This window comes from Pseudomonas sp. NPDC098747 (genome assembly GCF_044760045.1).
GTDB lineage: Bacteria > Pseudomonadota > Gammaproteobacteria > Pseudomonadales > Pseudomonadaceae > Aquipseudomonas.
Genome location: NZ_JBIWAL010000038.1, coordinates 18,041 through 30,044, shown reverse-complemented (window position 1 = coordinate 30,044; position 12,004 = coordinate 18,041). Strand labels below are relative to the sequence as shown.

The following is a 12,004-nucleotide window of genomic DNA, read 5'->3' as shown; positions in this document are numbered from 1 at the left end:
AAGAACCGCTGCCCATGCTTCGATATCTGCTGTCTTCAGTGCTAATAGTTGCCGTCCTGCAACTGAGTGGATGCGCCGCTTACCGCAATTACGATCAGGAAATGCAGCAGACCAATGACCAATTGATGCGCGGTAACTTTCAGGGCGCGCTGGACCTGCTGAATTGGAACAACCCGTGGGAAGACAAGGATCTGCTCTATTACTTCGAAAAAGGCGCAATCCTGAGCTTCGCCAACGCGCTGCCGCAGAGCCAGCAGGCTTGGCGCAGCGCCGACCAGATGGTCTTTCAGCGCGAAGAGGCCGTGCCATCCGGTGCCAGCAAGCTGCTCAACCGGTTCGCCTATGAAATGGGCACCATGCTGGTCAACGACAAACTGAGTCGATACGAAGGCTACGACTACGAAAAAGTCATGCTGACCACGCAGATGGCCCTCAACCAATTGGCCGAGAGTGATTTCGACGGCGCCCGGGCCGACATCAAGAAAACCCACGAACGTGAAGCGCTGATTGCCCGCCAGCGAGAGCGCCAGTACGAAGAACTTGAAGCGCAGGCCGGCGCTCAAGGCATCACGGTGCAATACAAGGATTTGCAAGGCTATCCGGTTGCCACGCTGGATGCCCCGGCGGTAATCGAATTGAAAAACGGCTACCAGAGCGCGTTCAGCCATTATCTGGCCGGTTTCGCGTATGAGGCGCTGGGCGAAAGGAACTTGGCCGCGCCGGGCTACCGCCAGGCGATCGAACTGCGCCCGGACCTGGCTTTTCTCCAACAGGCGCTGCGCAATCTCGACAAGTCCCCGGCCAAAGCGGATGAAAGTGATGTCCTGATCGTCGTTCAGAGTGGTCTGGCACCGGCACGGAGTTCGGTGAGTGTGCCGATCCCCGTACGGCTGAATGAAAACCTGGTGATTGTCGCGCCGATCTCGCTCCCGGTCATGGTGCCGGACACCGTCACACCAGCGTTCGACCACATCGTGGTAGATGGCCGTAAACGGCCGCTGACCGTTATCAACAGCGTCACCGACATGGCTTTTCGTACGTTACGCGATGACATGCCGGCGATCATTTCCCGGGCGATGTTTCGCGCGAACATGGCCGCTATCTCCCAGGCTCAGGAAAACGAGCGCAATCCGGCCAAAGCCTCGCTGGTGGTCACCCAGCACGACCCTTTCGAAGAAGCCGACACCCGAACCTGGCGCACCCTGCCAGACAAGACACTGGTCGCACGAGTACGTCTGAAAAAGGGCGATCATCTGTTCAGCGCCCCGAATGTCCCGGGTGCGGCGCCGGCCACTTGGCGTATCGATCGCGATCACCAGTTGGTTTACCTGCGGGTTTTGAGCGTCACGGCCAACCTTGTCGGTAACGCTTATGTGCCAACCAAGTAATGGCACACAAATAACCAGTGCAATTAAAAAGCTATTACATAGCCACTACCGCACGCTTATAATGCCGCGCCCGCGTTATCGCAACGCGGCATAAAAGCTCCTCTGGTTATGAGGAATTGGCAGGAGGCCATTGCCACTGTCGATCGGTCCCACCAGCCCGACCCGCACACGGGGCTGTCGTTACTCATGGAAGAAGTACCCCCATGGCATTCCGCGCTCCTACTCTGCTCGCGCTCAGCGCCGTCACGCTGCTGTCCGGCTGTTCGGCATTTCGCAACTACGATTCCGAACTGGCACAGACCAACCAGCAACTGGCTTCCGGCAATGTCGACGCCGCGCTGACCCTGCTGGAAAAAAACAACACCAGCCCCGACAAAGACCTGCTCTATTACTTCGAGAAAGGTGAGTTGCTGCGTGCCAAGGGCGATCTGTCCGGCAGCCAGAATGCTTGGACCAGCGCCGACAAGGTGGTCGGCCAATGGGAAGATTCGGTCAAGCTCGATACCGGTAAATACCTCGCCCAGTTCGGCAGCTTCGTGGTCAACGACAAGGTCCGCCGCTACGAAGGCTACGACTATGAAAAAGTCATGCTGACCACGCAGATGGCCCTGAACCTGCTCGCGGTCAACGACTTCGACGGCGCGCGCACCGCGATCAAGAGAACTCACGAACGTGAAGCGGTGATCGCCGACCTGCGTGACAAGGAATACCTCAAGAGCGAGGAAGAGGCCGAGAAAGAAGGCGTCAAGACTCAGTACAAGGATCTGCAAGGCTACCCGGTCGCCAGCCTCGATGCGCCGGAAGTGGTCAGCCTGAAAAACAGCTACCAGAGCGCGTTCAGCCATTATCTGGCCGGTTTCGTCTACGAAGCCCTGGGTGAGAAAGATCTGGCTGCACCGGGATATCGCAAGGCTGTCGAACTGCGGCCGAACACGCCGCTGCTGGAACAGGCGCTGGTCAACCTCGATAAGCCGACCAAGAGCGATGACAGCGACATCCTGATCGTGGTGCAAAGCGGTCTGGCGCCGGCACGCGATTCGATCCGCGTGCCATTGCCATTGCCGATCTCCAACAACGTGGTGATCACGCCGCTGTCGTTCCCGATCATCAAGGCGGACACCTCCACCGCGCCGTTCGCGCAGATCGGTGTCGACGGCCAGCAAGTCAACCTGACCGCCCTCAACAGCACCACCGCCATGTCCCGCCGCGCCCTGCGTGATGACATGCCAGGCATCATCCTGCGCACAACCGTGCGCGCGATCAGCAAAGGTGTAGCGCAGAAGCAGATCAACGAAACCAACCCACTGGCCGGTCTGGCGGTAGGTATTTCTTCAGCGGTGCTCGAAGGTGCCGATACTCGTACGTGGCGCACCCTGCCGGACAACACCCAAGTGGTGCGTCTGCGCTTGAAGAAAGGTGAACACCAAGTCACTCTGCCGAGCGCCGTGGGCGGGTCGGTGGTCAAGGTCACCGTCGATCAGCGTTATCAGGTGATCAGCCTGCGCGCCGTGGGCAATCAGGTGTTCGCTGGCGGTCTCGCCGCCCACGTGATCCCGAGCGTCAGAGCGACCAACGTCGCCAGCCTCAAACAACCTTAAGAACGGAGTCTTTGCATGCGCTTCAAACTCATCGCCGTCGCCGCCCTCGCCTTGCTGGCCAGCGGCTGCGCCACCCCGCCACCACCTGAGCCGGGCAGCGCCGCGAGCAAAGTCGTGGCCATGGGCCCGCAGAAACACATCGTGGTCGGCGCCATGCGCGTCGCCCGCGAAAACGGCTTCATGACCGTCAACGTGCAGTTGAGCAACACCCTCAACAGCAACAAGATCTTCTATTACCGCTTCGCCTGGCTCGGCGCGGAAGGTTTCCCGGTCGCCGAAGAAGAAGTCTGGAAAAGCCAGATGATGTACGGCGCCCAGACCAGCTTCATTCAGGCGATCGCTCCGACGCCAAAAGCCGTGGACTTCCGTCTGGAAATCAAGACGCCTTAAGCCCGCCACCCTATTCCTGTTTTAGAGAACATTGCCATGTTTGTACGCTTCTCCTGCATCGCCGTTATCGCCCTGCTGGCCTCCGGTTGCGCCAACACCTCGCCAACCCTGGGCAGCAAGAACATCAGCTACGGCGACACCAAGGCTGTTGAAACCGTCACCAACGAATTTGGTTCGACCGACCTGCAAATGATCGCCGAATCGATGACCCGCTCGCTGGCTCAGTCCGGCATTCTGCAGGGCCGTCCGGTGGTTCAGGTCTACGACGTGAAGAACAAGACCAGCGAGTACATCGATACCCGCGAAATCACCACCAGCATCAAGACTCAGCTGATGAAAACTGGCGTTGCCCGCTTCGCCAGCGACAACAATGCGATGCAAAGCCAGGTTGACCAGCTCAAGCTGCAAAACCAAAGCGGTCTGTACAAGAAGAGCACCGTGGCCAAGACCGGCAACATGGTCGCTGCCAAGTACCGCATCGAAGGCTCGATCAGCTCCATCGTCAAGCGCAGCAGCGACTACAAGGACGTCTTCTACAAATTCAGCCTGCAATTGATCGACGTTGAAAGCGGTCTGGCCGAGTGGATGGACGAAAAAGAGATCCGTAAAACCACGGAGCGTTAATCAATGCGCACATGGATTGGCATCATGGCCCTGGCTTGCGCGTTTGGCGCGCAAGCGGCCCCGAAAGTCGCGGTGACGGATCTGGCGTATCAGGAACGTGTGGAGCAATACATCCACATCGTTTCGGCGCAGAGCAATTATCGTGAGGGTTACTACAGTTCCAGTGGTTCTTCGAGCTATAACGAGATCGAAGCCACCACCAGCTACATCGAGCAGACCGAGCTGCGCAAATTCACCGGCGACATCAAGGGTGAAATCCTGCGTACCGGCATGTTCCAGCTGGTGCAGGGCACGCCTTACACCGCGTTGTCCAAGGGTGACATCTACGACGTGATCAAGCGGATCAAGGCCGGCAACTTCAAGGGTGCAGACTACGTGCTGTTCGGCACCGTGTCGGACATCGACTTCACCCAGGACATGAACGAGCTGGCGCACACCGACAGCTATTCGGCAGTACTGGGCCTAACGCTGGTGGCGGATTTCAGCCTGATCAACACCAAGACCTTCGAAATCACTTCGGCCTTCACGGCGATGGGTGAAGCGCAGGACACCAAACTGGTGAACGGCCGCGACATCAAGATCTCGCTAAATCGCCCACGGGTGGTGCGCGAGGTGTCGAAGGCGCTGGGCGAAGACGTCGCCGGGCAACTGAGCCAACAGCTCGGCGGTGGCGGTTACGAGCAGCCGCGCGAGCCGCAGCAGCGCAACAATTTGCCGCGCGATACGGCGCCGGTGATTTTGAACTGATCCTTGGGATGACCTGTGGCGAGGGGATTTATCCCCGTTGGACTGCGCAGCAGGCCCCTGCTTTTTTAGTTAAAAAGCGGGGCCGCTTCGCGACCCGACGGGGATAAATCCCCTCGCCACAGGTTAGTGCCAGGCACAAAAAAAGGCGACCTCATGGGGTCGCCTTTTTTGTGTCTGGCGGTTTTAGACCGCCGCTTTACGCAGCGTCGCCATGAACGCTGCGGCGCCGATGAACAACCCGGCAAAGGTGCGGTTCATGCGTTTTTGCTGCTTGGGGGTGCGCAGCAGGCGCAGGACCTTGGACGCCAGACCGGTGTAACCGGCCATGACGATCAGGTCGACAAACACCATAGTCGCGCCGATCACCAGATACTGGATCAGCAGCGGCGCATGGGGATTGATGAACTGCGGCAGCACCGCCAGCATGAACACCAGCGCCTTGGGGTTGCTCATGTTGACCAGAAAACCACGGAAGATCAGGACTGACGGCTTGCCAATCGGGCGAATAGCCGAGTCATCGCTCATGTCGCTGGGCAGTGCGCGCCATTGCTTGATCCCGAGGTAGACGAGATAGGCGACGCCGAACCATTTGATGGCATAGAAGGCGGTAGCGGAAGCCGCGAGGATCGCGCCAACGCCGGCGCCGACAATCGCGATTTGCAGGGCCAGACCCAATTGCAGCCCCAGCGCGTTCCAGTAACCACGCCAGAAACCGTATTGCAGACCACTGGACATCGACGCGATAGCCCCCGCGCCTGGCGTAAGGCTGATCAACCAGCAAGCAGCAAAGAATGCCAGCCATGTTTCAAGCTCCATCGCACACCTCGACTCTGACTCGTGACAGACGTCTAAGCTAATGCGACTTGGCGCCAGTGACTATCGATTTTTTGTGGGAAAAGGCGACTACTCAATACCGGAAGCAAAAGATCTTTAAGCCTACTTCTCGAACCCGCTCAACGGGAGCACATCACTCCCCCGCCAACGCCGCACCGAACGCTGGAAGAACAAGCTGTTCGGCACCTGCACCATCGCGCTCCCCGTGCCCAAATCCTCAGCCTCGATCAACGTGGTGTAGAGCAGGTTGATCGCCACCACCCGGCCTTTGACGCCAGGCTTGTCAGTGGTGTCGACCAGTTCGACCACATCGCCCAATCGAAACGGGCCGACGGTGAAAATCAGAATCGCGCAGAGCAGATTCGACAGCACGCTCCACATCGCGAAGAACGCCACCGCCGCCACTGCGACGAAACCCGACAGCGCCGTCCACAACACGGTGGCAGACACGCCCAGGCGCTGCAGCACAAAGATCACCGCGCTGCCCATGATCAGCCAGCGCAGCACACCACGCAGAGGCATCAACAGTTGCGGCGGAAACGGATAGCGTTCACCCAGGCGGGTCAGGCATCTGGCGACAAAGCGCTGGGCGATGTAACCGGCGAGCAGGATCAGCAGAATCTGCACGCCGAGCCAGATCGGCTCGACCCACATCGCCGGCAGCGGCAGCTTGAACGCATCCATCAGGACAGCGCCTCCAGCTCCGCTTGCATGCTTTCCAGCGTCTCCAGCGCTTCCATCCACGCTTCCTCAAGTTCGCCTTCGCGCACTTTCAGCTTGGCTTGTTCCGCCAGCAAATCACGCAATTCGTTCTTGCGCGCAGGCTCGTAGATGTCGCTGTCGCCGAGGCTGGCGTCAACCTTGGCCAGCTTCTCGTGGAGCTTGCCCAGCTCGGCTTCGAGCTTGTCGGCCTCGCGCTTGTGCGGCGCCAGTTGCTGACGCAACGCAGCAGCAGCCTGACGCTGAGCCTTCTTGTCGGTTTTGTCCGGGTTGACCGGGGTGTTACTGACCGGCGCATTGCGCTGACGGTATTCCACCAGCCAACGCGCGTAGTCTTCGAGGTCGCCATCGAACTCTTCAACCTTGCCATCGGCAACCAGGTAGAAGTTGTCGGTGGTGCTCTTGAGCAAGTGACGATCGTGAGACACCACCAGCACCGCGCCGCTGAACTCCTGCAACGCCATGGTCAGCGCCAGGCGCATTTCCAGGTCGAGGTGGTTGGTCGGTTCGTCGAGCAGCAACAGGTTCGGCCGCTCCCAGGCGATCAACGCCAAGGCCAGACGCGCCTTCTCGCCACCGGAGAAATTCAGCACAGGCTCATCGAGCCGCGCACCACGGAAGTCGAAACCGCCGAGGAAGTCGCGCAATGCTTGTTCACGCTCGGTGGGCGCCAGACGCTGCAAGTGCAGCAATGGGCTGGCCTTGGCGTCCAGCGAGTCGAGTTGATGCTGGGCGAAGTAGCCGACCACGGTGTTCTCGCCGCGGGTCAAGCGCCCGGACAGCGGTTCGAGCTCGCCGGCGAGGTTCTTGATCAGGGTCGATTTACCCGCACCGTTAGGGCCGAGCAGACCGATCCGCGCGCCGGGGGTCAGTTGCAGCTTGACCTTCTCCAGCACGGTTCGGTCGCCATAGCCCAGGTTCGCATCGGACAGATCGATCAGCGTGCTGGATATCTTGGTCGACTCGCGGAACACAAAGTCGAACGGCGAATCAACGTGAGCCGCCGACAGCTCTTCCATGCGTTCCAGTGCCTTGATTCGGCTCTGTGCCTGACGAGCCTTGGTCGCTTGCGCCTTGAAGCGGGCGATGTAGCTTTCCATGTGCGCACGCTGCGCCTGCTGCTTCTCGTAGGCCTGTTGCTGCTGGGCCAGACGCTCGGCACGGGCACGTTCGAACGCGGTGTAGCCGCCGCGATACAGGGTGATTTTGCGCTGATCGACATGGGCCACGTGATCGACGACTTCGTCGAGGAAATCGCGGTCGTGGGAAATCAGCAGCAAAGTACCGCCGTAACTTTTCAGCCAGTCCTCAAGCCAAATGATGGCGTCGAGGTCCAAGTGGTTGGTCGGTTCGTCGAGCAACAACAGGTCCGACGGGCACATCAATGCCTGCGCAAGGTTCAGACGCATCCGCCAGCCACCGGAGAAATCTGCGACCTGACGATCCATCTGTTCGTTGGTGAATCCCAGACCGGCCAGCAACTTGCGGGCACGGGCGTCGGCGGTGTAACCGTCGGCGCTGTCGAGTTCGACGTGCAGGCGCGCCAGAGCAACACCGTCATGCGCTTCCTCGGCCACGGCGAGGTCACGCTGCACCTCGCGTAGACGCAGGTCGCCATCGAGCACATAGTCGACCGCCAGGCGTTCGAGAGTGTCGACCTCCTGGCGCATGTGTGCGATCCGCCAATCGGCCGGCAGCAGGCAATCGCCCGAGTCCGGGTGCAATTCGCCGCGCAGCAAGGCAAACAGGCTGGATTTGCCGGCGCCGTTGGCACCGATGAGGCCAGCTTTGTGGCCGGCGTGCAGGGTCAGCTCGGCGTCTTCTAGCAGACGTTGCGGGCCACGCTGTAAAGTCAGGTTCTGAAGTCGGATCATAATGGCGGCGGAGTCTACCAGCTTCGCTCACAACTAGCGCGAGTAGCACGATGTCCTCTGACCTGTGGAGCTTTGCCCTTGCAACCTACGCCCGCCCGGGGGTGGAAGATGCCTGCCTGCAACTGCAAACGGCGGGGGTCAACGTGTGCCTGTTGTTGTGCGGTTTGTGGCTGGAGCAACGCGGTGCTACCTGTGATGAACAGCGTGCGGGGCAGCTTCAAGCGCTGACCGGACCTTGGGATATCGAGGTTGTGCAACCGCTGCGAACCCTGCGCATGCAATGGAAGGCACGGGCTTTGAATGATGCGGTGTTGAAGGGCATGCGCGAACAAGTCAAAGCACTGGAACTGGAAGCCGAGCGCGCATTGCTGTCGCGGCTGGAGGGTGTTGCTCAAGTGTGGGGGCGAAACGAAGCGGGATCAATCGGCTGGCTGGAGGCACTGGCTGGCTCGGCGGCCAACCTGAACCGCGACGCGCTGCAAGTGCTGCGCGTCGCGGCGATCAGCACTTAGGAAGCGCTGCTCGGGTTGTTGCTGATGCTCGACGCAGCGGCTGGCGATGGCGCAGCCGAAGTGGTCGAGGTAGAGGCGGCGGCAAGTGCAGCTGGCGAAGCCGGTGTGGCTGGCTTGGCAGCTGGAGCGGTCGCCGGTTTAGCAACTGGCTTGGTGGCCACTGGTTTTTTGACAGCAGGTTTTGCGGCTGGCTTGGCAGCAGGTTTAGCGGCAACAGGTTTGGCAGCGGCAGTTGCCGGTTTTGCCGCGACAGCTGATTTCGCGGTTGGCTTGGCTGCCGGTTTGGCGGCTGGTTTCGCAGCTGGCTTGGCGGCAACTTTAGCCGCAGGTTTTGCAGCGGCAGTTTTAGCAGCAGGTTTTACTGCTGGCTTGGCAGCCGGTTTTGCTGCTGCGGTTTTCGCTGGAGCAGCTTTGGTTGCGGCTGGTTTTGCAGCAGCAGTTCTGCGTGCAGCGGGTTTCGCAGCGGTGGTTTTAGCGGCCGGTTTCGCAGCGCTCGCCGCAGCCGGTTTTTTCGCTGCAGGTTTTGCAGCAGTTTTTGCTGCGGCTTTCACTGGTGCTTTGGCAGCCGGTTTAGCGGCAACCTTCGCAGCGGGTTTGGCAGCAGCGGTTTTCGCCGGTGCTTTGGCCACAGCAGGTTTGGCTGCGGTTTTCTTCGCGGCTGCCGAAGCAGGTTTAGCGGCACGGGAGGTCAACACTTTGCCCACCGCTTCTTGCACACGGCCAACACCCTGGGCCAGTTTCAGGCTTTCCTGGGCATCGCGCTTGAGTTGCAGAATGTAGCTGCGAGTATCGGACTGACGATCCTTCAAGGCATCGAGCAGGTCTTCCAGTTCTTTCACTGCGCCTTTGGCTTTGGTCTGCGCCTTGGCTTTACCGGCGGCAGCTGCATCCTGCAATTTGGTGCGGGATTTGTGCAGTTTTTCTTGCGCCTTGCCGCGTTGCTTTTCAAGTTTGGCGAGCAGTTTTTCAGCATCAGCCAAGGCTTGCGAGCAAGCGTTTTCCAGATGCTCGAGCAAGCTGCCCGAGAGTTGTTGGAGTAAGTGCAACGGAGTATTTACAGGCTTCTTGGTGGCCGACATGGTTTACCTCCTGGCTGACGTGAGTGCGGCTCATACTAGACCTCTGCTGCTACCGCCGCTAGGTCATCTTGACAGTATCAATTGCGTTGCGTTGCACCGAAGTGAAAATGTTCTGCACGAAGTCAAAAGCAGTTCACCGTTGCAGACGTTCGCGCTGGCATAATCCAGCGCATCTCAGGACGGAGAGTGCCTATGTCGCGCTACCTTTTTTTATCCCTCTGCATGATTTTTTCCAGCGCCCACGCCGACGAAAAAAACACCGCGAACGACGCTCATGATCTGGCCTACAGCCTGGGTGCCAGCCTCGGTGAACGGCTGCGCCAAGAAGTCCCGCAATTGCAGATTCAAGCACTGGTTGACGGGTTGCAGCAGGCTTATCAAGGCAAGCCGCTGGCCCTGAGCGAAGCGCGGATCGAACAGATTCTGGCCGATCACGAATCGCAAAATGCCGAGCACAATGTGCAGCCATCAAGCGATGCCGCGATGGAAAACGAACAACGCTTCCTCACCGCGGAAAAAGCCAAACCGGGAGTGAAGGAACTAGCCGACGGCATCCTGCTCACCGAGCTTGCACCTGGTACAGGCACCAAGGCCGGACCCGATGGAAAAGTGCAGGTGCTGTATATCGGTCGCTTGCCGGACGGCACCGTGTTCGATCAGAACAGTCAGCCGCAATGGTTCAACCTCGACAGCGTCATTGCTGGCTGGCGCACTGCATTGCAAAACATGCCGGTGGGAGCGAAATGGCGACTGGTGATTCCATCGGATCAGGCTTATGGCGCCGATGGTGCCGGGGACTTGATCGCGCCATTCACGCCGCTGGTATTTGAAGTCGAATTGCGCGGCGCGACGAGTTGATCAGGCATAAAAAAACGGTGCGCTTGTGGCGCACCGTTTTTTATTGAACAAAGCCAATCAGGCCTGAACCGAATCTTCTTCCTTGTGCGCCGTATGCAGCACTTCAATCAGGCAGTCTTCCAGCTCGAAGCGCTCGTGAAGCAGGCCGCCGAGCTCTTTGAATTTCTCGACAACGCATTTTCCTTCATCACAAAGGTCGTTGAACGCGAGGAGCTTTTCAGTGATGACGTCGATGCGCGGGTAGAGCGTCTCGGCGAGTTTCAGACCCCGCTCGTCATTGAACGCCTTGGCTTCGCCCGTCAGCTGTTCGTAGATTTCGAAGTGTCCCGCCGATACGTAATCAACCAGCACGCCGCAGAATTCCTGCAAGGGCTTGCGGCTTTCGGACAGGGTCTGAGGCTCCGCGCCGAGATTATCGTAGGCATCGATCAGCTCCTTGCGCTCCTGGAGCCAGCGGTCGATCAGCAGATGAACTCCACCCCAACGTTCCTGAGCATTCTGACAACTTTCGAGCATGGCGGTCTCTCTTCCCTTGTGGGTCATGCTGCTCTACACCCGCGTCCCGCTTTTGGTTTTGGCTTGGGGGACGGCCGGGCAGAGCGTCATCGAGCAACATAAATCCAATGACACGTGCGGGCCAGATTATGCCCGCACGCCTATGGCTTCAAGGTACGCAGGAGATAAAGTTCATACAAGTGTTTAATCCCGCAGCAGTTCCAGGTGCGACGCTTCGCCGCTGAGCGGTCGCTGCAGAGCACTCCAGACCAGTCGCAACAATTGATATACGGCAAGAATCGATACCGCAACAAAGAACAACAGGCTCCATTCCGGGATAGTCAGGTCAAACAACGTCCAGGAAATTTGCGCGCAGTCGATTCCGCCGGTAAACATCTTTTGCAACGCGCATATCCATGACATTCCGCTGAACAGCGCCTCGGAGCTGGAAGCACAATGGACCAATTGCAGCACTGGATCACTCTGGATCAGTACTTGCCGCCAAGCCGCCGTGGTGCCGCCCAGACTCGCGCCCAGCGCAGACAACCAGTAAAGCCACAGCCCGACACGCGTGGGGCCATGCACCGCCGCCAGCCCACAGCACACGCACAGCAGCGTGAGGAACAGCCGCTGCACCAGGCACAAGCTGCATGGCGTCAGGCCGACCGCGTATTCAAGATAATAGGAAGCTCCCAGAGCAAAGGCACTCGCAGTGAAAGCCATGAAGAACAAGGAGCGTGAGCAGGCCAACGACATGGCTTTTCCGTAACAGTAGAGACAGATGGTTACGGTAGAGGAAAGCGTGTCAGCCTTTCAAGGCAAGGCCCTGCCGACAGTTCACCAGAGGTGTAGGGAAAACCCGACAGCTTCAAGAGGAATCGGGGT

Annotated in this window: 13 protein-coding genes; 7 read left to right on the top strand and 6 right to left on the bottom strand. The window is 59.1% G+C overall.

Going from position 1 to position 12,004, the window contains the following annotated elements; genetic code table 11:
• The first annotated feature begins 14 nt into the window (after nucleotides 1-14).
• The 5 genes from ACIQVE_RS20770 (at nucleotide 15) to ACIQVE_RS20750 (ending at nucleotide 4,747) form a co-directional block, all read left to right on the top strand.
• Nucleotides 15-1,388, top strand: a complete 1,374-nt coding sequence (locus ACIQVE_RS20770) for a COG3014 family protein (RefSeq protein ID WP_402811514.1) — start codon at nucleotides 15-17, stop codon at nucleotides 1,386-1,388.
• Nucleotides 1,389-1,591: 203 nt separating this feature from the next.
• On the top strand, nucleotides 1,592-2,986 hold the full coding sequence (locus ACIQVE_RS20765) for a COG3014 family protein (RefSeq protein WP_402811511.1): 1,395 nt from the start codon (nucleotides 1,592-1,594) through the stop codon (nucleotides 2,984-2,986).
• 15 nt (nucleotides 2,987-3,001) lie between these two features.
• The gene (locus ACIQVE_RS20760) at nucleotides 3,002-3,376 is read left to right on the top strand and encodes a YcfL family protein (protein WP_042561692.1); all 375 of its coding nucleotides are present in this window, start codon (nucleotides 3,002-3,004) and stop codon (nucleotides 3,374-3,376) included.
• A gap of 36 nt (nucleotides 3,377-3,412) precedes the next feature.
• Entirely contained in the window at nucleotides 3,413-4,000 is a 588-nt protein-coding gene (gene lpoB, locus ACIQVE_RS20755) for a penicillin-binding protein activator LpoB (protein WP_007911129.1), read from the top strand.
• A gap of 3 nt (nucleotides 4,001-4,003) precedes the next feature.
• A complete protein-coding gene (locus tag ACIQVE_RS20750; protein ID WP_402811507.1) occupies nucleotides 4,004-4,747 on the top strand; it encodes a penicillin-binding protein activator LpoB in 744 nt (247 codons plus the stop codon).
• 183 nt (nucleotides 4,748-4,930) lie between these two features.
• Here the strand turns inward: ACIQVE_RS20750 and rhtB are convergent, their stop codons facing one another.
• The 3 genes from rhtB to ACIQVE_RS20735 all read right to left on the bottom strand — a co-directional run bounded on the left by rhtB (nucleotide 4,931) and on the right by ACIQVE_RS20735 (nucleotide 8,175).
• Entirely contained in the window at nucleotides 4,931-5,563 is a 633-nt protein-coding gene (gene rhtB / locus ACIQVE_RS20745; RefSeq protein ID WP_402811504.1) for a homoserine/homoserine lactone efflux protein, read from the bottom strand.
• Between the two features lie 120 nt (nucleotides 5,564-5,683).
• Entirely contained in the window at nucleotides 5,684-6,265 is a 582-nt protein-coding gene (locus tag ACIQVE_RS20740) for a mechanosensitive ion channel domain-containing protein (protein WP_402811501.1), read from the bottom strand.
• The gene (locus ACIQVE_RS20735; RefSeq protein ID WP_402811498.1) at nucleotides 6,265-8,175 is read right to left on the bottom strand and encodes an ATP-binding cassette domain-containing protein; all 1,911 of its coding nucleotides are present in this window, start codon (nucleotides 8,173-8,175) and stop codon (nucleotides 6,265-6,267) included. The genes ACIQVE_RS20740 and ACIQVE_RS20735 overlap by 1 nt, the downstream gene beginning before the upstream one ends.
• 50 nt (nucleotides 8,176-8,225) lie before the next feature.
• Here ACIQVE_RS20735 and ACIQVE_RS20730 point away from each other — a divergent pair, with 50 nt between their 5' ends.
• Complete coding sequence (locus ACIQVE_RS20730; protein WP_402811495.1) at nucleotides 8,226-8,687, top strand: TIGR02444 family protein; 462 nt, start codon at nucleotides 8,226-8,228, stop codon at nucleotides 8,685-8,687.
• On the opposite strand, the gene ACIQVE_RS20725 is transcribed toward ACIQVE_RS20730, so the two are convergent.
• Nucleotides 8,684-9,766 (bottom strand): AlgP family protein, encoded by a 1,083-nt coding sequence (locus ACIQVE_RS20725; RefSeq protein WP_402811492.1) that lies wholly within the window; start codon nucleotides 9,764-9,766, stop codon nucleotides 8,684-8,686. The genes ACIQVE_RS20730 and ACIQVE_RS20725 overlap by 4 nt on opposite strands.
• 192 nt (nucleotides 9,767-9,958) lie before the next feature.
• Here ACIQVE_RS20725 and ACIQVE_RS20720 point away from each other — a divergent pair, with 192 nt between their 5' ends.
• A complete protein-coding gene (locus tag ACIQVE_RS20720) occupies nucleotides 9,959-10,624 on the top strand; it encodes an FKBP-type peptidyl-prolyl cis-trans isomerase (RefSeq protein ID WP_402811489.1) in 666 nt (221 codons plus the stop codon).
• Between the two features lie 57 nt (nucleotides 10,625-10,681).
• Here the strand turns inward: ACIQVE_RS20720 and rsd are convergent, their stop codons facing one another.
• Together rsd and ACIQVE_RS20710 are read right to left on the bottom strand one after the other, a co-directional pair.
• Nucleotides 10,682-11,140, bottom strand: coding sequence for a sigma D regulator (gene rsd, locus ACIQVE_RS20715; RefSeq protein ID WP_402811566.1), 459 nt, complete (start codon nucleotides 11,138-11,140; stop codon nucleotides 10,682-10,684).
• A 183-nt stretch (nucleotides 11,141-11,323) separates the two neighbouring features.
• Complete coding sequence (locus ACIQVE_RS20710; RefSeq protein ID WP_402811487.1) at nucleotides 11,324-11,875, bottom strand: disulfide bond formation protein B; 552 nt, start codon at nucleotides 11,873-11,875, stop codon at nucleotides 11,324-11,326.
• Between the last annotated feature and the right edge of the window lie 129 nt (nucleotides 11,876-12,004).